Below are 21,501 nucleotides of genomic sequence, written 5' to 3' on the forward strand. Positions count from 1 at the left end.
GTCGGCATCGGCGAGCGGTCGGCGCACGGTTCGGTCGTGCGGCGTCGCCGCCGCGAGGAGCGCCTCGCGGGCGTCCGACAACCGTGTTCGTTGCTTGAACCCGGCCGTGCGTCGGTCGTCGTGGTTCATACCGACCCTTCGGTTCGGGGGGCAAAAAGCGTCGGCCTCGGACGCGTCGGCGGGCGATTCCCGAGCCACATCGTTTGCGTCTTCGCGCTCGCGCGCTCGCGCGAGACCGCCGGGTTTTTCGACCCCGACTCCCTATGAGCGTTCATGTCAGCACTGCGCGACGCGCTGTCCGACCTCCCGGACGCGGTGTTCGCCGACCTGTTGGAGTCCGAGACGTCCTACCTCTTGGTCCTCGACCTCCCGGGCGTGACCGCTGAGACGGCGGAGCTCCGGGTCGAGAAGGGCAGATTGGTCGTCGAAGCGCGACGCGACAAGCGGCTTCCCGCCGAGTTCGACTACGTCCGCGAGGAACGACCGCTGTTCCTCGACGCCGAAGTCCCCCTTCCACCTGACGCTGTGGCCGACGAGGCCGAGGCGTCGATGGAGCGCGGGACGCTGGAAATCCGGCTCCCCAAGCGCGAAGCCGCCTCCGAGCGGACCATCCCCATTACCACCGGCGACGAAGACGCCTGACGAGGCGGGTGGTCACGCTGGTCAACCTCCGCGCCTATTGGCGGTTCCTCGTCGTCCTGTACCAGTTCTTCCCGCTCATCGTCGCGTACACCCGTGACAAGCGGAAATACCTCCTGTTCGGCGGCGGCCGACGCGTCACGACCGAGATGCGCGTCAAGCGCGCCGACGTCCTCTTGGAGTCGCTACTGACGCTCGGGCCGACGTTCATCAAGCTCGGACAACTGCTGTCGACGCGCCCCGACATCCTCCCGCCGGAGTACATCGAGGTGCTCGGAAGCCTCCAAGACGACGTACCGGCCGCGCCGTGGGACGAGTCGAAAGCCGTCCTCGAAGCGGAACTCGGTCCCGTCGAGGAAGCGTTCGACGCGTTCGACACCGAGCCGATAAGCGGCGCGAGCCTCGGGCAGGTGTACGTCGCCGAGTACGAAGGCGAGAAGGTCGCCGTCAAGGTCCGCCGGCCCGGCATCGAGGACCTCGTCGAGGCCGACCTCCGGGTCATCCGGTGGTCGATGCCGCTCCTCATGCGCTTTATCGGCGAGGGGCGGGCGTTCTCGCTGGAGAACCTCGCGGACGAGTTCGCCAAGACCATCCGCGAGGAGATGGACTACGACGAGGAGGCCGAGACGCTCGTCGAGATTCAGGAGAACTTCGCGGACGACGACACGCTCGTCATCCCCGAACCGATTCCCGAGCGCTCCGACGACCGTGTGCTCACGATGGAGTACCTCCCCGGGGCCAAGATAAACAACATCGACGCGTTGGACGACCTCGGCGTCGACCGGACCGAACTGGCGACGAATCTCCAGCGAATCTACCTCCAGATGATCGTCGAGGACGGCGTCTTCCACGCCGACCCCCACCCGGGGAATCTCTCCGTGACCGACGACGGCCGCATCATCTTCTACGACTTCGGGATGCACGGCGAGGTCGACCCGTTCATCCAGGACAAAATCGTGGAGTTCTACATCGCCGTCGCCAACCAGGACGTCGACGGCATCCTCGACACGCTCATCGAGATGGGGACGCTCAGCCCGAACGTCGACCGGCAGGTGATGGGCGACGTGATGGAACTCGCCATCGCCGACGCCCGCGGCGACGACATCGAGCAGTACCGCGTCAACCAGATCCTCGAACAGGTGGAATCGACCATCTACGAGTTCCCGCTTCGACTCCCACGGAATCTCGCGCTCGTGCTCCGGGTCGCCGGCGTCGTCGAGGGGGTCTGCGTCACGCTCGACCCCGAGTTCGACTTCATCTCGGTGGCGACCGACTACCTGACGGAGGAGGGGTACCGGGAAGAGAGCGTCCAGAAAATCATCGAGGGCGTCGGCCAGCAGGGTCAAAAGACCGCCCAGTCGCTGTTCCGCGTGCCGCCCAAACTCGAACGCGTCCTCGACCGGGCCGACCGTGACAACCTGACACTCAACGTTCGGCTGGAGGACAACCGCGGCATCCTCGACAAACTGGCCAAGCGGCTCATCTACGGCATCTTCCTGTCGTTCGGCTTCGTCTCGACGGTCATCATCTACGCGCTGAACCCGGAGAATCTCGTCGCGGTCGGCGCGGCGGGCGCGCCGACGGGCGTCGTCGCCCTGCTCCTCTGGCGGTCGTTCCGCTCGCGGAAGGGGCTCCGGGCGACGCCGCAGTTCACCCGGCAGAACCTCAAAGAGCGCCGCAGAGAGTAATCAAAGCTGAGAATCGAACGCGTAATTTTATCGGTTCCCGCCGATACACTCTCGCTCATGACGGAGTGGCGACCGGTGTTCGTGGGGGTGTGTCTCGCCGCATGCACCGAATCGCTCGTCTACGCGATGACGGGCCAGTTCACCCTCGTCGGGGGGGGTCACGGGGAGCGCGCTCGCCGGCTACGTCGTCGGCACCGACCCCGCCGACGGCGGCTGGCACGGCCTCATGGCCGGCGTCGTCTGGGGCTGTCTGCTCATGCCGGTCTCCGTGCTTCTCACCTTCCTCGAACGGACGCCGATTCTCTTTCCGTTCCAGTACCTTATTCCGATGTTCGAGACGGCGGGTGAGCTGACGACCGCCATCATGCTGGCGCTCTCGCTCCCGAACGTCGCGTCCGGGGCGCTCGGGAGCCTCGCCAGACGGGACGCGGCGGGGACGTGGTTCGACCCCGAGATGGCCGAGGCCGACGCGGTCGAAGACGCGTGACTGTCGGGCCAGCCGCTCGCGACGTTCACGGCAAGGATTCGCGTGCGAAGACGGTTCCAAACCGTTTATACCCTCCATCCGATAACGGAGAGACATGGCGAAAGAGCAGAAGCAGGTGCGCGAGCTCCAAGAAGGGAGCTACGTCATGATGGAAGAAAAGCCGTGCAAAATCTACGCCTACAGTACCGCAAAGCCCGGTAAGCACGGCAGCGCGAAGGCGCGCGTCGAAGCGCGCGGTGTCTTCGACAGCAAGAAGCGCTCGCTCTCCCAGCCTGTCGACGCGAAGGTGTGGGTCCCCATCATCGAGCGGAAGCAGGGTCAGGTCGTCTCCGTCACCGGCGAGGACGCCCAGATCATGGACCTCGAGACCTACCAGACGTTCACGATGCGCATCCCCGAGGAAGAAGACCTCAACCCCGAAGACGAGATCGAGTACCTCGAATACGAAGGCCAGCGAAAAATCGTCTAAACGGGGGCCACAGAGATGTTTCCCGGAGCAATCGCAGACCGCGAGGTCGCCGACTACGTGCTTCTCGGCGCTCCGCTCGACATCTCGACGTCCTTCCAACCCGGAACCCGTTTCGGACCGAATCGAATCCGTCGGTTCGCCGAGTCGTTCGACGACTACGACCGGCGCACCGACCAGTTTTTCACTGACTTACGCGTCCACGACGCGGGCGACGTCCGCGCGTGGGACGACGCACCTGAGTACGTCGAATGGCTCGCCGGGAGCGCCCGCGACGCCGTCTGGGACGACGCCGTCCCAATCGTCCTCGGCGGCGAACACACCGTCACCGCCGCCGGCGTCACCGGCGTCGAACCCGACGTGTTCGTCTGTCTCGACGCCCACCTCGACCTCCGTCGCGAGTACGACGGCAACGAGTGGAGCCACGCCACCGTCACCCGCCGCGTCCTCGACGAACTCGGCGTCGACGAGGCCGTGATTCTCGGTGCGCGAACCGGCTCACCCGACGAGTGGGAGCGCGCCGAAGCCGACGACGTGACCGTGGTCGAACCCGAATCAGTCGCCGACTGGGAACCCGAGTTCGACGACGACCAGTCGGTCTACCTGAGCGTCGATATCGACGCCGCGGACCCGGCGTTCGCGCCCGGCACGGGAACCAAAGAGCCGTTCGGGCTCACCTCCCGGGAGATGCGAGACGCGGTCCGAGCGGTCGCGCCCCACGCCGACGGCTTCGACGTGGTCGAGGTCAACGACCGCGACGACGGACAGGCCGCGTCGCTGGCGGCGAAGCTCCTCCGGGAGTTCGTCTTCTCGCACGCCGCCGGGCGGGCAGACGAGTAACCGTCCCGAAGCGAACCCCGTTCCTTACAAGTCCCCGAGTCACGACTCCCCGGTATGCAGCTCTCCGACATCGTCGCCCGACTCGACGAGACGCTCGCGACCGACGAGTTCGCCGACGTGGACGCCAGCGCAAACGGCCTGCAGGTCGGCCCCGCCGAGAAATCGGTCGAGAACGTCGCCTTCGCGGTCGACGCCGCGGAAGCGACCATCGACGCCGCGATCGCCGCCGACGCCGACCTCCTCGTCGTCCACCACGGCCTCGTCTGGGGTGGCCTCGACCGAGTGACGGGTCGCGACTTCGACCGCATCGAGCCGCTGCTTCGCGGCGACCTCGCGCTCTACGTCTCGCACCTTCCGCTGGACGGCCATCAGGAAGTCGGCAACGCCGCCGGCGTCGCGGACCACCTCGGACTAACTGACACCGAGCCGTTCGGGTCGCTCGGGCCGATTCACATCGGGCAGGCGGGGACCTTCGAGTCGCCGAAGACGGCCGACGAGGTCCGGGCGGCGCTCGACGAACTGGACGGCAGCGCGGGCACGACCGTCCTCGACTTCGGCCCCGACGAGCTTTCGTCGGTCGCGGTCGTCACCGGCTCCGGCGTCGACTGGCTGGACGAGGCCATCGACCGCGGCGTCGACGCGCTCGTCACCGGCGAGGGGAAACAGAAGGTGTACCACGAGGCGCGCGAGGCCGGCATCTCGGTGTTCCTCGCTGGCCACTACGCGACCGAGACGTTCGGAGTGCGGAGCCTGCGCGACCTCGCCGACGAGTGGGGGCTGGAGACCGAGTACGTCAGTCACCCGACTGGGCTATAATCCGCGCAGCGGGTCGGCGGCGGTCACTTCGTCGCCTCCAGAATCGCCACGCCGGGGAGCGGGCCGACACCGCGTTGCTCGACGCCTGAGAACCCGGCGGCGCGGAGCCACGAGCGAACCTCGTCGGTCGAGTACACCGTCGCGCCGAGCGTCGTCAGGTAGGTCAAGGCGACGAACCGCAGGCCCGCCCGGCTGACCGGGGTGCGCCCGCTTCCCTCCCACTGGTCGAGCACGACGAGCCGTCCCCCGGGGGCGAGCGCGTCGGCGACGCGCTCGAAGAGCGCGCGGTTCTCCGCGGGGTCGTGAGCGTGTATCACGTTGAACAGCAGCGCGACATCGTACTCGTCGCCGAGGTCGTCAGTTCGGTAGTCGCCCGCCCGCGTGTCGATGGAGTCCACCACGTCGGGCGGGACGTCGTTTCGAAGCGTCTCGACCGCGCCGGGAACGTCGAAGATGGTCGCCGAGAGGTTCGGGTGTCGCCGACAGAGCTCGAACGCGTACAGCCCGTGGCCGCCCCCGATGTCGACGAGCCGGGTCGCTCCCGGTGGAACGGTCATCGCCTCGACGACGTCGTCGACGAGCAGCGACGCCGTGGCCCGAAAGCCGTCCTGTGCGGTTTCCCATCGGGCGGGCTCCTCGTCGAACCACTCGTAAATCGTCTGGCTCGGTTCACCTTCCCTGACCGCGGTTTCGAGCTCCCGTTCCCAGAAGGGAAAGACGAGTTCGTCCCAGAACGTGAACCACGGCCCCATGTTCGTCTCGGACCGCGCGAGGAGCCACGACTCGGTCATCGCCGTGAGCCCGTATCCGTCGTCCGCGGTCGAGAGATAGCCCTCGGTCACGAGGAAATCACACAGCATCGCGAGCCCGTCCGGGTGGGCGTTGACGCGGGCGGCCAGCGCGCTCGCCGAGAGCGGCTCATCGGCGTCGGCGAGCGCCTCGAAAACGCCGATATCCAGCGCGAGGGCGAGTGACTCGAACCCCGCCGCACCGAACAGGTCCAGAAGCGGTGCCGGCCCCCTGTTGAGTCGGTGGAGCACGAGCCGTTCGAGGAAATTCGGGCGTACTGGCATGCTAATAGATGGCACGACAGACAGGATAACCTTGCGGGGGATGTCCGCCAACACCGAGAGAGGGACCGAGTGCGCAGCGACCGGCAACGCCCGGCACGGTCCCGTCGGACCGGGGCGTTCAAACGCTCGGCCGACGCACTCCTTGGCATGAGCGACCACGACGATGACGGCTACGAGATGCCGGACCGCGAGGAGTTCCAACACGACCCGCTGGGCCACGCCGAGGTCCGCGGCGGCATGACCGTCGGCGAGTTAGTCGAGCAGTACGGCCACGCGGGCATCGGCGCGGCCGACGTGCACGAGGCCGCCGACATCTACGCCGAGATGCTGGCCGACGACGACTGCACGGTGTTCATGTCGCTTGCCGGCGCGATGGTCCCGACCGGGATGCGCAAGGTCGTCTCCGACCTCATCCGCGACGGCTACGTGGACGCCCTCGTGACGACGGGCGCGAACCTCACCCACGACGCCATCGAGGCCATCGGGGGCAAGCACCATCACGGACGAGCTCATCCGGACCCGTCCAGTTCCCCCTCGCACGGCTCGCGGGAACACGGGGCCGAGCACCACGGCGAGAAGACCGAACGCGAGCACGACGAGACGCTCCGCGACGAGGAGGTCGACCGCATCTACAACGTCTATCTCCCGCAGGAGCATTTCGCGCTGTTCGAGTCGCACCTACGCGACGAGGTGTTCCCGGCGCTGGAGGAAGAGGGAACCGTCAGCATCGCCGACCTCTGCCGCGAACTCGGCCGCGCTAACAGCGAGGTCAACGACCGCGAGGGAATCGAGGAAGACGCCGGCGTCGCCGCCGCGGCCTACGAGGCCGACGTGCCCATCTACTGTCCGGCAGTTCAGGACTCCGTCCTCGGCCTACAGGCGTGGATGTACTCGCAGACCTCGTCGTTCTCGCTGGACGCGCTGGCCGACATGACGCCGCTGACCGACCTCGCGTACGACGCCGACACGGCCGGCTGTCTCCTCGTCGGCGGCGGCGTCCCGAAGAACTTCACGCTCCAGACGATGCTCGTCACGCCCGGCGCGTACGACTACGGCGTCCAGATTACGATGGACCCCGCTGCGACCGGCGGCCTCTCGGGCGCGACGCTCGACGAGGCGCGCTCGTGGGGCAAACTGGAGAAGGACGCCCGCAACACGACGGTCCTCGGCGACGCGACCATCATGCTCCCGCTGCTCGTCGCCGCGGCGCGCGAGCGAATCGAGTAACGCCGCGAGGCCCGCAGACGGCCGCCTCGGCCCGCGCTACCGGCCGTTGCATCGCATCGCATCGCGTCAGGTGGGATACTTTTTTGCCCGGTGAGCACCCTTCCACGCCAACGAATGGCACGAGAGGGTGCACAGGGCGTTCGCGTCTGCCTCGACATCTGGCACCCGGACTGCTGGACGCTACAGGTGACGAAAGAGACGAGCGGCGGCCTGCTCGGCCACGGCGTCCACGAGATAGACGGCCTCGCCAACGGGCGTTTCACCGCCTACGCCGACACGGCCGAGGAGGTCGACGAACTACTCGCGGCCATCCGCGCGTCCCCGCTGACCGAGTCGGTGTGGGAGACCGACGAACACGACGGCGACGTCGGGGTCCCGGGGAGCGCGGCCCGCGGCATCGTCGTTCGCTACGACCTCGAGAACTCCATCAACGACGCCCTCGTCTCCCGGGGGTTCATCCCCGACGAGCCGGTTCGGATGCAGGGCGGCCGCGAGCGCTGGACCGTGCTCGTCCACGAGACGCGACAGACCGTCCACGAGCGGTTAGAAGAGATTCGCGAGGAGCGGAACGCGGACATCGACGTGGAACTCATCACCGCCCCCGAGGACGGCGGCGGCATGTTCCGGACCGACGCGCTCTCCGAGCGCCAGCGCGAGGTGTACGAACTGGCCCGCCGCCGCGACTACTACACGTGGCCCCGCGAAGTGAGCGCCGCGTCGCTGGCGGCCGAATTGGACATCTCGAAGGCGACGCTCCTCGAACACCTCCGGAAAGCCGAATCGAAACTGCTCGGCGACTACTGACTCCGTGCTTCGGGTTCTCGGGGTCGAAATCCGGCGGGTTCGCCGTCCACCCACTCATGAGAGGGAGGGGTACTTTACGCGACAACTAACCCATGTGATAGCATGTCATCGATAGACGTGAACGACGGGCGGAGCCTCTCGCGGGACATCGGACTGTTCGGCGCGGTGAGCACCGTGGTCGCGGGCACTCTCGGCGCGGGGCTGTTCGTCACCCTCGGCACGGCGAGTTCGACGACGGGACCGAGCGTCATCCTCGTCGTCGTCCTCTCGGGGCTGCTCGCGATGAGCATCGCGCTCAACTACGGCTGGATGGCGACTATCTTCCCCGGCGCGGCGGGGTCGTACGCCTACGTCTCACGGACGTTCGACAGCCGCCTCCCCGGGTTCGTGGTGACGTGGTCGAAGTGGCTCGGCTACATGGCCGCCGACGCGGTCCTCGCCATCGGGTTCGGGAGCTACTTACAGGTGTTCTATCCCTCGGTCGACCCGACGCTGGCCGGATTCGGCCTGCTGACGGTTCTCTTTCTGGTCAACCTCGTCGGCGCGAAGAGTTACAGCGTCTCCCAGAACGCCATCTTCGGCTTCCTCATCCTGTCGATACTCGTGCTCGTCGGCCCCGGATTGCTGAACATCGACGCCGCGAACTACCAGCCGTTCTTCACCGGCGGCTTCGACGGCTTCGTCGCCGCCGCGGTCCCGCTGTTCTACGCCTACATCGGCATCGCCGTCGCCGGGCAGATGGGCGCGGAGGTGAAGAACCCCTCGCGGAACCTCCCGTTGGCGATGGCCGGCGGGACGGCCATCCTCATCTTCCTGTACGTGCTGACCGCCGGCGTCATCTACGGCGTCGTCGGGGATTACACGGTCCTCGCGAACTCGGCGCGACCGCTCTCGACGGCCGCCGAAGTGTTCCTCGGCGACATCGGCACCGCCATCGTCGGCATCGGCGGTCTCCTCGCCACCGCGTCGTCGGTCCACGCGGTCATGGCCGCGGGCATCAAGATGCCCTACTCATGGGCGTGGGACGAGGTGTTCCCGAAGAAGTTCTCGGCGGTCTCCGACCGCTTCGGGACGCCCCACTGGTCGCTGTTGACGCTCTACGTCGTCGCCTCTGGGCTCACCTTCTGGAGCACCGGTCTCAGTCAGGCCATCGCCATCGCGACGTTCAGCTACCTCATCGCCTACGCCGCGGTGTCGATAACGGTGCTGTACGTGCTCTACAGCCGCACCGACCTCCGCGCGGAGGCGGGCTTTTCGCGCCCGTCGCTCCTCACGGTGACGGGACTCATCGGCTCGCTCGGCGCGGTCGGCCTCCTGACCGAGGCGTACAAGGGCTCGCTGTCGATTTACGTCCCGTGGGCCGCCGTCGGCCTCGTCGTCTTCGGCGTCTACTGGTACCGCGGCCAACAGAAGGACCACGACGTGGAGGCCATTCTCGGGACGCTCCCCGGCGTGCCCTCCGACGAGTACAACCCCTCGGTTCGCGGGGTAAGTGATGACTGACGCGACGCCGCGCGGTGACCACTCGGGCGACTCCGACTGCGACCGCGACTCAGTCCCCCGTATCGACCCCGACGAGACCATCGACCTCTTGCAGGAACTCGTGCGGATTCCGAGCCCATACTTCGAGGAGGCCGAGATAAGCGAGTTCGTCTACGACTGGTTGGACGCCCGCGGGCACGACCCGGAGTACCACCACGTGAGCGAATCTGACATTACGGCGTATGAGGGCGACAACGTCGTCGCCCGGCTGGCGGGCTCTGACCCGGACGCGCCGACGCTCCTGTTGAACGCCCACATGGACACCGTGAAACTAGTCGAAGACTGGGACGAAGACCCGTGTTCGGGCCGCATCGAGGACGGGAAACTGTACGGACAGGGCGCGTGCGACATGAAAGGCGGCCTCGCGGCCGTCATGACCGCTTTCGACGCCCTCGCCGACTGCGACCTCGCCGGCGACGTGCTCCTCACGGCCGTCGTGGACGAGGAGGGGCCCTACGGACTCGGCACCGACCGACTCATCCGAGACGGCCTCGTCGACGACTGCGACGCCGCCATCGTCACCGAACCCGGCCCGATTCTCGCACAGGAGGACATCGAGAACCCGGCGCTCCTGCTCGGTGCGCGCGGCCGCTACTTCTACGACATCGAAGTGCGCGGGCAGGCCGCACACGGGTCGAAACCGGACACCGGCGTCAACGCGGTCGTCGAGGCCGGCAAACTCGCGGCCGCGCTCGACGACCTCGACGTGGGCGACCACCCGAAGCTCGGCTCGGGGTCGACCTGCCCGCTGAAAATCGAGGGCGGAAGTCAGACGCTTTCTGTCCCCGAGCGCGCTCGCCTCATGGTGGACCGCCACGTCGTCGTCGGCGAGACGCTCGAAGACGCCCGCACCGACGCCGAGCGCGCCGTCGCGGAACTCGGGTTGGAGAGCGAAGTTGATGTCGGCTTCCGGGAAGCCCCCGACGAGGGCATCCGGTACGGCCCCTACGTGACCGACGAAGACCACCCGCTCGTTTCGGCCCTCACAGACTCCACCCGCGCCGTCGCCGACACCGACCCCGCCTACGGCTACTTCTCCAGCGTCGGCGACTTCAACTACCTCGGCGACCGCGCCGACCTCCCGACGGTCATCGTCGGTCCCGACGGCGAGAACATCCACGCCGCCGGCGAGTTCGTCTTCACGGACGACGTGGTCGAGGTGGCCGACATCGTCGCCGACGCCGCCGTCCGGTACCTCGGCTGACGCGGCGTTCGTTCCCGCTCCCGAAGCCGCGCGTTCTCAGCGCCGAGAACCGGGCGCAAACACCTAACAGCCCCGGCCGGTACCTCGGACGCAATGACAGCGCCCCCGCTCACGTCGGTCGTTTCGGCCCGCACCGACGTGGAACTCGCCGCCGTCTTCGAGCGCGTCTGGGAGGCGCGTGGCTACGAGACGCGCGTCCGGTTCCGCGGCCCGGACGTGCACGTTGAAGCCGCCGGGGAGACGCCCGAGGGCGCGACGCGCGAACTTCGAATCTGGATTACGTCCACCGGAACCGTCACCGCGGACAAGACGAGCGCGTTCGTCCGAGGGTGCGAGCGCGCCGGTATCGAACCCTACGTGGCGGCGGTCGGTGGCGGCCGCGTCGCCCCGGACGCCCACCGCCGAGGGCTCGTCGTTCTCGACGCGCCGGCTATCGCCGTCGAAATCCGCGAGACCGGCGTCGAGTCGTTCGTCCGCGACCTCGCTGCCCGAGAGGAACAGGCGGCGACGAACTGGCTGGGCGAGCGGATCGAAGGCCGCGGAGGCGATGACGACGACACAGAAGGCGAGCGCGACGAGTCTGAAGGCGACGATGCCGGCCGACTCACCCGCCGCGAGGCGCTGAAAAAGGCCGGAACCTACGTCGCCGGTGGCCTCGTCACGTATCTCGCCGTCGAGCAAATCTCCGACGCCGTCCAGCGGTCGCCGAAGCTCCGCGCCGCGGTCGCCCGCCACGCGGCGTGGCTCGACGCTCGCCTCCCGAACGTGCGCCTTCCGACCGTCGAATGGTCGATTCCGACGCCACAACCCCTCCCGGAGGAGTCGACGCTCCCGAACCGAACGACCACAATCGCGACGCCGGCGAACGCGACGACGATTCCCTACGCCGACCTCCGGACGAACCCGGAGTCGTATGCGGGGACGACCGTCACGTACGCTGGTCGCATCGAGGAGACGATGGAGCGCGGCGAGGTCCGACTGGCGCTCGTCGCCGTCGAGGACGACCGGGGGCGACTCAGCGGCGACGTAGTCGCTCGATGGCCGACCGGGCGCTTTTTCGACGGCGACATCGGCTTTCGACTGCTCGTCGACGAGCGTGTCCGGCTCTGGGGCGTCGCCGCCGGTGAGAGCTCGATTTCGGGTGGCGTGCAGTACCCACGTATCGACGTGTCCGTGTTGGAGCAGACCTGAGCGTGTCGGTTGCGGGACGAACGAGACCGATGGAGATTACTCGGTTGCGGGGCGAGAGCGAGGTGGCCGATGACGACGGCACCGTTCCGAACCGAACTAGGCACTCGGTGATGCGGAGCCCTATGAGTGCCGAGGCCATCTTCTCCGAAGGTCCGACGGTGGAGGAGACCGTCGAGTCCGGGCGGCTTGACCGAGTTTATTGTGAGTCGAAGTAGCGACCGCGAACCCGCTGGCCGCGGACGTAGTGGCTGACGTACGCGCGGGCGTACGTCAGGAACAGTGACAGGTATCCCTCGTCGCGCTCGCGCCGGGCGGAGGTCGCGACCTCGGTCTCCGGGTCGTAGACGACCTCGCCGCGGTCCTTCAGCCGCAAGGAGAGTTCGGTGTCCTCCATGAACGGGAGCGTCTCGTCGAAGCCGCCGTGGGCCTCGAACGCGTCGCGGCGGTAACTGCAGTTGAACGTCGGCTGTTGGACGAACCCGACGGGCCACGAGACGCGGTACCAGTAGTCCGAGAGGAGTTTGAACAGGGCGCGGTGCCGGAGGGTGTCCTCAAGCGGGCGCGCCGGGCCGCCGACGCCGACGACGTTCGAGTTGTCGTAGTGTCGCCGGTGCGTGCGGACCCACGCGGGGGGAACGACCGTGTCGGCGTCGGTAAAGAGGACGACTTCGCCGGAGGCGGCGTCGACGCCGAGGTTGCGCGCGGCACCGGGACCGCGCCCGTCGTCGCGGACAACGATATCGCAGGCGGGGTGGTCGCGAGCCACCTCCTCGGTGTGGTCCGAACCGGCGGCGACGACGACCACCTCTGCGGGCTGACCATCGAGCGCCGAGAGACATCGCTGGAGGTTCGCGGGTTCTTCGTATGCGGGGACGACAACTGATAGTGTTGTCATTGCTACATTAAAAATAACAATCTATTGAAGGTTTTTCGGATTGCCGCGAGCGCGGCGGCAGCGGTCGGGCGGCGCACGTAGAGAGCGAACCACTTTTGAGTCGATTCGTGAAACGGACCCCATGCAGCGACTCGAGGAGTCCCTACACGAAGCGCCCATCATCGACAAGGACGGCTACTCCTATCTCGTCCACCCCATCAGTAACGGCGTGCCGATGCTCGACCCCCAACTCCTGCGCGAGGTCGTCGTCGGCATCACCCGCGCCGCCGACCTCGACGTGGACAAAATCGTCGCGCCCGAGGCGATGGGCATCCACATCGCCACCGCGCTGTCCCTCCAGACGGACATCCCGCTCGTCGTCATCCGCAAGCGCGAGTACGGCCTCGACGGTGAGGTCGCGCTCCATCAGACGACCGGTTACTCCGAGTCGGAGATGTTCATCAACGACATCGAAGACGGCGACCGCGTGCTCGTCGTGGACGACCTACTTTCAACCGGCGGGACGCTCGCGGCCATCTGCGGCGCGCTCGACGACATCGGCGCGGACATCTCGGACATCGTCGTCGCCATCCGGAAGGTCGGCGAGACCGCCCTCGACGACACCGACTACGAGGCGACGAGCCTCATCGACATCAGCGTGGACGAGGACGGCGTCGAGATTCACTGAGCGGAGCCAGTTGCAGCCGGTACAGTCGGTACAGTCGGTGCGGTGTCAGTTCCCCCACTCGCCCGCCAAGTGTGCACGTCCGTGCCTAATACCACGTATCAGGTGCAGTGAAATACGCTCGAACGCGAAACTATTATTGAACGGGGGTCGCTCGTGGCGAGTACAGATGGCAGACGACAGCGGTGAACTCGGCCTCGAATACGAAATCGACGACCGGCCGCCGTTGCTGGAGTCGATTCTCCTCGGAATACAGCACGTCTCGGTGATGATCGTCCCGGCGACCGCCGTGGCGTTCATCGTCGCGGGCGAAGTCGGCCTCGGCGTCGCCGACACGGCCTACGTGGTCCAGATGGTGCTCCTGTTTTCGGGGCTCGCGACCGTGGTACAGGCGTACGCCGTCGGGCCGGTCGGCTCGCGGCTCCCCATCGTGATGGGGACGAGTTTCACCTTCGTCGGCGCGGCGACGACCATCGGCGTCGATTACGGCTTGAGCGCGGTGTTCGGCGCGATTCTCGTCACCGGCTTCCTCGTCGAGGGGCTCATCGGCTGGCAGTTCGACCGCATCAAACCGTTCTTCCCGCCGCTGGTGACGGGGCTCGTCGTCGTCATCATCGGGCTCTACCTCGTCCCGGTCGGCATGGACTACGCCGCCGGCGGGGTCGGAGCCGCCGACTACGGCGCGGCCCACAACATCGGCCTCGCGGCGCTCGTCCTCGGCGTCGCCATCGCGCTCAACCTCTTCACTGACGGCATCACGCGACTCCTGAGCACGCTCGTCGGTATCGCCGTCGGCTACGCCGTCGCCGTCCCGCTCGGCGTGGTGGACTTCGCGCCCATCGGCGACGCGGCGTGGTTCGCGATTCCCCGCCCCGGCGCGTTCGGCGTCACCTTCGAACCCGTCCCCATCATCACCTTCGCGTTCCTGTTTCTCGTCTCCGCGATGGAGACGGTCGGCGACATGTCCGGCATCACCGCCGCCGAGGGGCGCAACCCGACCGACGAGGAGTTCCGCGGCGGCCTGTTCACCGACGGCTTCATGAGTTCTATCGCGTCGGTGTTCGGCGCGTTCCCGGTCACCTCGTTCTCGCAGAACGTGGGCATCGTCAACTTCACCGGCGTGATGAGCCGGTACGTCGTCGGTATCGCGGGCGTCGTCCTCGCCGTCCTCGGCCTCAGCCCGAAGGTCGGCGCGGCCGTCGCGACCATCCCGAGCGCCGTCTTCGGCGGCGCGGTCCTGCTCATGGCCGGCATGGTCGCCGCCAGCGGCGTCCGTCTCGTCTTCCTCCACACGAACCTCGACCGCCGGAACATGGTCGTCGTCGCCGCCTCGCTCGGGCTCGGCCTCGGCGTCGCCACGCGACCCGACGCGCTTTCGGGGCTCCCGCAGGCCGCCGCGACGTTCTTCAGTCAGCCCGTCATCGTGACCGCGCTGACGGCGCTCGTGCTCAACACGCTCGCGCCGGGCGACCAGAGCCCGCTTTTCGACGCGGCCGACGAGTCGGTCGCCGCGGACGGCCACGTGACAACCGACGACTGACACGAACCGAGTCAGTCGTAACTGGTTCCGGGTTCAGTAGTCGGTTTATATTTCGTGTCTCGCGACTTTCGGGAAACCGTCCGGATTACCAACGAATTCATTTCTACTCGCCGCATTACATCTTCACGAGATGAGCGAGCAGCGGGTCACATTCAACGGGGATACGCGGGTGCTGTACCGGCAGGCAGTCAGAACGCCGCTGCCGGACGAGGACGCCGAACGGCTGTTCCACGAGAACATGATGAACATCGCGGACGCCCAAGAGCGGAAGGCGGACATGCTCGCCGACCCCAATATCTCCCTGCTCGAAGCCTACGAGACGCAACTCGAAGGCATTGCGAAGAGCTACAAGCGGCGCTGTCGCCACATCGCCGGCGACGATTACGAGGAGATTGCGATGGCGTACAACCGCGGCGAGCGCGACGACCGCGTCGGCGCACTCACGGCCTACTACTTCGAGGGGCTCTGGCGGATGCAACAGCGAATCACCGTCACCGACATGCTGTTTTTCCCCATCATCCTGCGGTATCCCGACTGCTTCACGGTCAACATCCGATTCGCCAGCGGCCACACGACGACGGAGTCCGTCCTCTACGAGTCGCCGGAACACTCCACGGAGGAACTCGACGACAAGTACGCCGAGCGCTACTACAACGAGAGCCTCTACTCGCAGAAGGAGGCTGCCGAGTACATCAGGGACACCGCGGAGATAATCCGCGAGGAGTTCCCCAGCCCCGACGAGTCGACGTTCGAGGAGCGACAGTACGGCGGTATCACCTCCGCCGGCGGCCGGAAGGGTCCGGTGTTCTCGTCGATGCTCAAGCGAGTCGAACCGGACCCGAACCGGTTTTCTGAACCGGTCGAGGAGCCGACGCTCGTCGAGGAAGGCGAGGAGGCGCGGCGAACCGAACGGGAGCTACTCCCCGAGGGCGCAATCGTCCTCTGAAACGGTCGCCGCCGAGTCGCCGCCGTCAGTCCACCGTCCCACGAACGACGGTATAAGTATCTCTCCGCCGAAGACGGGGTATGGACGGTCATGCGCGCGGGTCGCACCGCGAGACGCCCCGGGACGTGGTCAGGTTCTATCTGCTCGACCACCGGACCGCGATCGGCAAGGCCATCGACATCGCGCTCCTCGGGCTCAACCTCCTGTTCGTCGGGGTGTTCGTCGCCGAGACCTACCCGGTTTCGGCGTCGGTCCAGTCGATGCTCTGGTCCGTCGAGGTCGCCGTCTCTCTCGTTTTTCTCGCCGAGTACCTCCTCCGTCTCTACGGCGCGCGGGACCGGACTGCCGAACTGTTCAACGTCTACTCGTTCATCGACCTGCTGGCTATCTTGCCGACGCTGGCGGTGCTCGTGTTTCCCGTCTCGTCGCTCGCCGCCAACATCGGCTTCCTGCGGGCGATTCGAGTAGTCCGTGTCCTCCGGTTCTACCGGTTCACGCGCGACGAGGAGTTCTTCTTCGGCACCGTCTCCGTCGGCACGCTCCGCGTGATGAAACTGCTGTTGACGGTGCTCACCATCTTCTTCGTCGCCGCGGGGATGTTCTACTCGTTCGAACACCGGGTGAACCCCGAAATCGGGACGTTCGGCGACGCGTTCTACTTCGTCGTCGTCGCGCTCTCGACCGTCGGCTTCGGCGACATCGTCCCGGTGACCGAGGCGGGGCGGTGGGTCACGGTCGCCGCCATCCTCGCGGGCATCATCCTCATCCCGTGGCAGGCGAGCAAAATCGTCAAGGAGTGGGGCCACCGCGACAAGGTCTCCGTCACCTGCCAGAACTGCGGGCTGGCCTACCACGACGCCGACGCCTCCCACTGCAAGTCCTGCGGCCACGTCATCTATCAGGAGTACGACTCGCGGGAGTGAGTGAGTACGACTCGCGGGAGAACGAACGTGGCTGCGACGCGGTCACAACCGCGGGTCGAACCGCGCCGCTGTTCGAACATGAATATTTATTATAGATTAGTCTGTACTGCCGGGTACAACAATGTCGGTCGTACGCGTACGTCGCTAACTCTTCTCGTCGCCGCATAGCCGTCCGACCGACCCGAACCATCAAAATCGTGAGCACAAACGCCACCCCGACCTACGAACCGACCCTGCGAACAGACCGCGACGCGACCGCCGAGGGCGAGACTCGCCCCAACGCCGACCCCACCGACCCCGCGTCGGGCGTCGCCCGGTGTCAGCGCCAGTTCGAATCGACGCGAACCGAGCGCATCCACAACCTCGTCGACCGCGAGAACCGGTCGATGCCCCGGATGAACCGGGAATCGGCGTCCGACTGAACTCGTCGACGACCCGCGCGTTATTACATAGCCCGCGTTCGGTTGCGGAGACACGTCGCTTGAAGTGAGTGGCCGACCGACGGGAGAGCGATGCGATTGGCACGGATTCGAACCGACGACGGAGTGGTGTCGGGTCGGTACGACGACGGCGTCGTAACGGCCGACGGCGAGGAGTACGAAGTCGGCGTCGACGCCGAGTTGCTCGCCCCCTGCGAGCCGACCGCGCTCTACTGCGTGGGCCGGAACTACGCGGCGACGGTCGACCAGATGAACTACGATATTCCCGACCAGCCGGACTGGTTCATCAAGCCGCCGGTGTCGGTGCTCGACCCCGGTGCGGACATCGAGTACCCCGACTGGACCGACGAACTGACCTACGCCGGCGAACTGGCCGCCGTCATCGACCGCGAGTGCTCTGACGTGGCCGAGGAAGACGTGTCGGACGTGGTCCGCGGCTACACGATTCTCAACGACCTCGATGCGCTCGACCAGCCCGGCCGAACGGCTCGAAAAGCGTTCGACGGCTCCGGGCCGCTCGGCCCGTGGATAGAGACTAACGTAGAGCCCGCGAACATCGACATGACGACCCACGTCGGCGGCGAACTCCGGCAGGAAGCCAACACCGAGCGCATGCTCTTTTCGCCCGCGGAGGTCGTCTCGTTCCTCTCGGAGCGCTACACCTTCCAGCCGGGCGACGTGATTTCGTTCGGCAGCCCGGCGAACCCCGGGCTGGTCGAACCCGGTGACGACGTGGAGGTCTGGTACGAGGGCGTCGGAACGCTGACGAACCGCGTCGTCGACGGCAAGTAAGGACGCGCGGGGAGACGACGAGGTGCGAGCGAACGACCGACGGTCGTCAGGTCGCCCGACTCAGTTCAGCGCCTCAACCTCGTCGGCGAGGTCACCTGGCTCGTCCACAGGACCGTTGACGAACAGGCCGTGCGCCATCACGACGGCCGCGAGGGCGCTGAAGCCGACGAGCGTCGTCTGCGGCTCCATCGAGGTGAGTCGGCCGGCGACGACGCCGGCGACGAGGCTCCCGAGGATGCCGAGGAGGACGAGGTCATAGTACTGCCACGTGTAGCCCATGGAAAGGCGTTCGAGAGCCAGCGCCGAAGGCGTGGCGCTCGATTCCGCCGACGGAGGCGGTGAAACGAACAGCGGCGCGTCGGTGTCGCGGGAAGGACGGTCACGGAACGGCTATACGTCGCCAGACACTCGAACCCCTATGGAGTATCAGACTGCGCTCGACCGAGCGCTCAACGTCCTACCGGAACGAAACGTCGAACAGGAACGCCTCAAAGTGCCGGACCCGTCCGGCGAGACCGACGGCGCGTTCACCCGCCTCACCAACCTCGGGGAAATCGCGGACGCGCTCTCGCGGACGCCCGCGCACCTCCACAGCGCCATCCAGCGCACCCTCGGGACCAGCGGTCAGCTGGAAGGCGACCGCGCCCGCTACAGCGGATCGTTCTCCATCAACGACTTCGAGGAGGCCATCGACGGCTACGTCGAGGAGTACGTCATCTGCTCGGAGTGTGGCCTGCCGGACACCCGCCTCGTCACCGAGGACGGCGTCGACATGCTTCGCTGTGAGGCCTGTGGTGCGTTCCGCCCGGTCCAAAAGCGCTCCAGCGTGAGCAACAAGCGCCAGCGCGAGGCCGTCGAAGAGGGTCGCACCTACGAGGTCGAAATTACCGGGACCGGCCGCAAGGGCGACGGCGTCGCCCAGCGCGGGAAGTACACCATCTTCGTGCCCGGCGCGCAGGAAGGACAGACCGTCCGCGTCTACATCAAGAACACGAGCGGGTCGCTCGCGTTCGCGCGACTCGCCTGAGCCGGACGCACGCGTCGCACCGACGCGGCGGAACACGAGTCGCTCGGCGACCGATTTCCGCGCACAGTCTCATATTCTCTCGCCGCGGTCGCTTCTTTCGCGGGCCGAGTCACCAGCGTCGGTGACGCCCGCGAGACGCAGTTATTCGTCTTCGTCGGCCTCGCCGTCACCGCCGCACCGACCGCGGAGGCCGAACAGCGCGACGAGGAGGAACACCGCTCCCTCGACGCGCGCCGCCGTCACCACCCACGGTTTCACCGTCATCTCGCCGCCGTCCTCGTAGGCGAGGCGCGTCATCACCGCGACCAGTTTGTCCGGGAAGAGCAGTTCCACCAGACCGAACGCCGCCAACAGGGCTCGGAGCATGTCCGAATATCGGTGCGGAATCGGTGAAAAGGCGACGCTCGTTCCTACGACGCGGGAGCGACCGTTGTTCGCGGGGCGTCGCGGGCGTCGTGGGCGTCACGGTCGCCGCGACCGTCGCGGCCGACCGAGCCACAAGTCGTATCAGGCCGCCTCGAATCGGTCACGTCATGCGATTCGAGGAGCTACAGCGGCTGTACGACGGCGCGGACTACTATTGGGGGACGGAACCGAACGAACTCGCGACCCGGACTGCGGACGCCGTCTCGCCGGAGACGCACCCCGAAGTCGTCGACCTCGGGGCGGGTGAGGGGCGCGACGCGGTCCGGTTCGCGGAGCGCGGCCACGACGTGACGGCGGTCGATATCTCGCCGAACGGTCTCGACAAGGCCGAACGACTCGCCGAAGAGCGGGGCGTCGAACTCACGACCCGGTGCGCCGACGTGAACGACCTCGCGTTCGAGTCGCGCTGGGACGTGGTCTACTCCATCGGGACACTCCAGTACGTCCGCCCGGAGAACCGCGAGTCGCAGTTCCGACGGTTCCGCGAGGCGACGCGCCCCGGCGGCGTTCACGCGGTGTGGGCCTTCGTCGACCACCCGGAGGTCGCGCCGGCACCCGATTGGGGTGAAAACGAACACCTCTACGACCCCGGCGAACTGGCAGGCTACTACGACGGTTGGGAAGTCCGCCACAGCGACGAGTATGTCTTTGACGACGACTCCGCGGGCGAATCGCACCGACACGCCTGTGAGGAGTTGATTCTGCAGAAGCCGGAGTGAGTTCAGGGGACGACTGGTTTCGACTCGGCCGGTTCGGTCACCGCCTCAGGGCGTTCATTCGCCCGACTCGAACCCCGCGACGAACGCGTCGGTCGCGTCCCGCCACGCGGCCGCGAGGTCGTCCGAAAGCGGGTCGGCGTCCCACGGCTCGACCGCGTCGTGGTCGTCCAGCCACGACACTACCCCGCGGACGCCTTCTTCGAACTCGACCGTGTAGCGGAATCCGAGGTCGGCCTTCGCCCGGCTGTTGTCGAAGACGGTGCTGTACCGGAAGTGGTCTCGGAGCATCCGCGTCCGGTCGGGCGCGACCGCGCGAAGCACCTCGGTCGGGACGTGAACGAGGTCGGGGGCAGGCGCGTCGAGCGCGGCCGCGACGCGCTCGTGGTACTGGTTCCACGTCATCGTCTCCTCGCTCGTGACGTTGTAGGCGCGGCCGCCGACGCCCGGGCGCTCGACCGCGCCGACGAACGCCCGCGCCACGTCGTCGCGGTGGCACGGCCCCCACAGCGAGGTGCCGTCCCCGTGGACGACGATTGGCTTCCCCTCGCGGATTCGGTCGATGTACGACGAGTCCATGCCGAGCGTGTGGACGAGCGTTCCGCCCTCGCCGTAGGTGTTCCACGGGCGGAGGACGACCACTTCGAACTCGTCGGGGTCGTGCGCGTCGAAAAACGCGTCTTCGGCGGCGATTTTCCCGGCCGCGTAGTCGCTGACCGGCGGGTTCCGCGGGCTCGATTCGGTGACGGGATTCTTCGGCGGTGGTCGGTGGTACACGTCGATGGTGCTGCAGAAGACGTAGCGGTCGGCGACGGGCCGGCAGATTTCGACCGCCTCACGGGCAGTCTCGGCGTCGAAACACGCCATGTCGACGACGACCTCGGGGCTCGCGTCCCGAATCGCGCCGCGAAGCACCGAGGGGTCACCGCGGTCACCGGTGACCCGCTCGACGCCTGTTGGGAGGTCGTCGTCGGTCTCGCCCCGCTGGAGGCTGGTCACGTCGTGGTCCGCGGCGAGGAGTCGCCGAACGATTCCCGTGCCGAGCAGTCCGGTGCCGCCGATGACGAACACGTCCATGCGTCGTGAGGCGCTGCGAGCGATGATAAACCCCCGACAGCGGAGCGACAACACTCATCCTGTCCTAAAACCAATAAT

The 21,501-nt window shown here is 67.0% G+C and carries 23 protein-coding genes and 2 pseudogenes; 19 read left to right on the plus strand and 6 right to left on the minus strand.

What is annotated here, in order from left to right; all coding sequences use genetic code 11:
* Nucleotides 1–129: pseudogene (locus tag NKF06_RS10065) on the minus strand (molybdopterin molybdenumtransferase MoeA); the annotation flags it as partial.
* Between the two features lie 144 nt (nucleotides 130–273).
* On the opposite strand from NKF06_RS10065, the gene NKF06_RS10070 reads away from it, so the two are divergent.
* The 6 genes and pseudogenes from NKF06_RS10070 to NKF06_RS10095 all read left to right on the plus strand — a co-directional run bounded on the left by NKF06_RS10070 (nucleotide 274) and on the right by NKF06_RS10095 (nucleotide 4,936).
* Nucleotides 274–642 carry an Hsp20/alpha crystallin family protein gene (locus NKF06_RS10070; protein WP_004975518.1) on the plus strand — a complete coding sequence of 123 codons (369 nt, stop codon included), beginning with the start codon at nucleotides 274–276 and terminating at the stop codon, nucleotides 640–642.
* Between the two features lie 8 nt (nucleotides 643–650).
* The gene (locus tag NKF06_RS10075) at nucleotides 651–2,327 is read left to right on the plus strand and encodes an AarF/UbiB family protein (RefSeq protein ID WP_253245303.1); all 1,677 of its coding nucleotides are present in this window, start codon (nucleotides 651–653) and stop codon (nucleotides 2,325–2,327) included.
* A gap of 57 nt (nucleotides 2,328–2,384) precedes the next feature.
* Nucleotides 2,385–2,814: pseudogene (locus NKF06_RS10080) on the plus strand (DUF5518 domain-containing protein).
* A gap of 94 nt (nucleotides 2,815–2,908) precedes the next feature.
* Nucleotides 2,909–3,283, plus strand: coding sequence for a translation initiation factor IF-5A (locus NKF06_RS10085; protein WP_058825689.1), 375 nt, complete (start codon nucleotides 2,909–2,911; stop codon nucleotides 3,281–3,283).
* Between the two features lie 15 nt (nucleotides 3,284–3,298).
* Nucleotides 3,299–4,120, plus strand: coding sequence for an agmatinase (gene speB / locus NKF06_RS10090; protein WP_253245304.1), 822 nt, complete (start codon nucleotides 3,299–3,301; stop codon nucleotides 4,118–4,120).
* Nucleotides 4,121–4,174: 54 nt separating this feature from the next.
* Entirely contained in the window at nucleotides 4,175–4,936 is a 762-nt protein-coding gene (locus NKF06_RS10095; protein ID WP_253245305.1) for a Nif3-like dinuclear metal center hexameric protein, read from the plus strand.
* A 23-nt stretch (nucleotides 4,937–4,959) separates the two neighbouring features.
* Here the strand turns inward: NKF06_RS10095 and NKF06_RS10100 are convergent, their stop codons facing one another.
* Nucleotides 4,960–6,009 carry an acetylserotonin O-methyltransferase gene (locus NKF06_RS10100; RefSeq protein ID WP_253245306.1) on the minus strand — a complete coding sequence of 350 codons (1,050 nt, stop codon included), beginning with the start codon at nucleotides 6,007–6,009 and terminating at the stop codon, nucleotides 4,960–4,962.
* 147 nt (nucleotides 6,010–6,156) lie between these two features.
* Here NKF06_RS10100 and NKF06_RS10105 point away from each other — a divergent pair, with 147 nt between their 5' ends.
* The 5 genes from NKF06_RS10105 to NKF06_RS10125 all read left to right on the plus strand — a co-directional run bounded on the left by NKF06_RS10105 (nucleotide 6,157) and on the right by NKF06_RS10125 (nucleotide 11,977).
* Entirely contained in the window at nucleotides 6,157–7,236 is a 1,080-nt protein-coding gene (locus NKF06_RS10105) for a deoxyhypusine synthase (RefSeq protein ID WP_253245307.1), read from the plus strand.
* Nucleotides 7,237–7,350: 114 nt separating this feature from the next.
* On the plus strand, nucleotides 7,351–8,040 hold the full coding sequence (locus tag NKF06_RS10110) for a helix-turn-helix domain-containing protein (protein WP_058825694.1): 690 nt from the start codon (nucleotides 7,351–7,353) through the stop codon (nucleotides 8,038–8,040).
* 102 nt (nucleotides 8,041–8,142) lie between these two features.
* Complete coding sequence (locus tag NKF06_RS10115; RefSeq protein ID WP_253245308.1) at nucleotides 8,143–9,543, plus strand: APC family permease; 1,401 nt, start codon at nucleotides 8,143–8,145, stop codon at nucleotides 9,541–9,543.
* Nucleotides 9,533–10,786 (plus strand): M20/M25/M40 family metallo-hydrolase, encoded by a 1,254-nt coding sequence (locus tag NKF06_RS10120; RefSeq protein ID WP_309142126.1) that lies wholly within the window; start codon nucleotides 9,533–9,535, stop codon nucleotides 10,784–10,786. Before NKF06_RS10115 ends, NKF06_RS10120 begins: the two co-directional genes overlap by 11 nt.
* Before the next feature lie 93 nt (nucleotides 10,787–10,879).
* Nucleotides 10,880–11,977, plus strand: a complete 1,098-nt coding sequence (locus NKF06_RS10125) for a hypothetical protein (RefSeq protein WP_253245310.1) — start codon at nucleotides 10,880–10,882, stop codon at nucleotides 11,975–11,977.
* Between the two features lie 196 nt (nucleotides 11,978–12,173).
* Here the strand turns inward: NKF06_RS10125 and NKF06_RS10130 are convergent, their stop codons facing one another.
* Nucleotides 12,174–12,872 carry a glycosyltransferase gene (locus tag NKF06_RS10130; protein WP_253245311.1) on the minus strand — a complete coding sequence of 233 codons (699 nt, stop codon included), beginning with the start codon at nucleotides 12,870–12,872 and terminating at the stop codon, nucleotides 12,174–12,176.
* A 121-nt stretch (nucleotides 12,873–12,993) separates the two neighbouring features.
* On the opposite strand from NKF06_RS10130, the gene hpt reads away from it, so the two are divergent.
* The 6 genes from hpt to NKF06_RS10160 all read left to right on the plus strand — a co-directional run bounded on the left by hpt (nucleotide 12,994) and on the right by NKF06_RS10160 (nucleotide 18,177).
* Nucleotides 12,994–13,539, plus strand: a complete 546-nt coding sequence (gene hpt / locus NKF06_RS10135; protein WP_058826028.1) for a hypoxanthine/guanine phosphoribosyltransferase — start codon at nucleotides 12,994–12,996, stop codon at nucleotides 13,537–13,539.
* Nucleotides 13,540–13,705: 166 nt separating this feature from the next.
* On the plus strand, nucleotides 13,706–15,076 hold the full coding sequence (locus NKF06_RS10140) for a nucleobase:cation symporter-2 family protein (protein WP_253245312.1): 1,371 nt from the start codon (nucleotides 13,706–13,708) through the stop codon (nucleotides 15,074–15,076).
* A gap of 130 nt (nucleotides 15,077–15,206) precedes the next feature.
* Entirely contained in the window at nucleotides 15,207–16,022 is an 816-nt protein-coding gene (locus tag NKF06_RS10145; RefSeq protein WP_253245313.1) for a hypothetical protein, read from the plus strand.
* An 80-nt stretch (nucleotides 16,023–16,102) separates the two neighbouring features.
* Nucleotides 16,103–16,945: an ion transporter gene (locus NKF06_RS10150; protein WP_253245314.1), complete on the plus strand. Its 843-nt coding sequence runs from the start codon at nucleotides 16,103–16,105 to the stop codon at nucleotides 16,943–16,945.
* Nucleotides 16,946–17,142: 197 nt separating this feature from the next.
* Nucleotides 17,143–17,367, plus strand: a complete 225-nt coding sequence (locus tag NKF06_RS10155) for a hypothetical protein (RefSeq protein ID WP_058826032.1) — start codon at nucleotides 17,143–17,145, stop codon at nucleotides 17,365–17,367.
* Between the two features lie 90 nt (nucleotides 17,368–17,457).
* Nucleotides 17,458–18,177, plus strand: coding sequence for a fumarylacetoacetate hydrolase family protein (locus NKF06_RS10160; RefSeq protein ID WP_253245315.1), 720 nt, complete (start codon nucleotides 17,458–17,460; stop codon nucleotides 18,175–18,177).
* Between the two features lie 60 nt (nucleotides 18,178–18,237).
* Here the strand turns inward: NKF06_RS10160 and NKF06_RS10165 are convergent, their stop codons facing one another.
* A complete protein-coding gene (locus NKF06_RS10165; RefSeq protein WP_058826034.1) occupies nucleotides 18,238–18,456 on the minus strand; it encodes a hypothetical protein in 219 nt (72 codons plus the stop codon).
* Between the two features lie 139 nt (nucleotides 18,457–18,595).
* Here NKF06_RS10165 and NKF06_RS10170 point away from each other — a divergent pair, with 139 nt between their 5' ends.
* On the plus strand, nucleotides 18,596–19,204 hold the full coding sequence (locus NKF06_RS10170; protein ID WP_004975572.1) for a translation initiation factor IF-2 subunit beta: 609 nt from the start codon (nucleotides 18,596–18,598) through the stop codon (nucleotides 19,202–19,204).
* A gap of 141 nt (nucleotides 19,205–19,345) precedes the next feature.
* Here the strand turns inward: NKF06_RS10170 and NKF06_RS10175 are convergent, their stop codons facing one another.
* Nucleotides 19,346–19,570, minus strand: a complete 225-nt coding sequence (locus NKF06_RS10175; protein WP_253245316.1) for a hypothetical protein — start codon at nucleotides 19,568–19,570, stop codon at nucleotides 19,346–19,348.
* A gap of 167 nt (nucleotides 19,571–19,737) precedes the next feature.
* Between NKF06_RS10175 and NKF06_RS10180 the strand changes: the two genes are divergently transcribed.
* On the plus strand, nucleotides 19,738–20,349 hold the full coding sequence (locus tag NKF06_RS10180; RefSeq protein ID WP_058826121.1) for a class I SAM-dependent methyltransferase: 612 nt from the start codon (nucleotides 19,738–19,740) through the stop codon (nucleotides 20,347–20,349).
* A 54-nt stretch (nucleotides 20,350–20,403) separates the two neighbouring features.
* Here NKF06_RS10180 and NKF06_RS10185 read toward each other — a convergent pair whose 3' ends face one another.
* Nucleotides 20,404–21,423, minus strand: coding sequence for an NAD-dependent epimerase/dehydratase family protein (locus tag NKF06_RS10185; RefSeq protein WP_253245317.1), 1,020 nt, complete (start codon nucleotides 21,421–21,423; stop codon nucleotides 20,404–20,406).
* Nucleotides 21,424–21,501 lie beyond the last annotated feature (78 nt).

Source organism: Haloferax sp. AB510 (assembly GCF_024136985.1).
GTDB lineage: Archaea > Halobacteriota > Halobacteria > Halobacteriales > Haloferacaceae > Haloferax.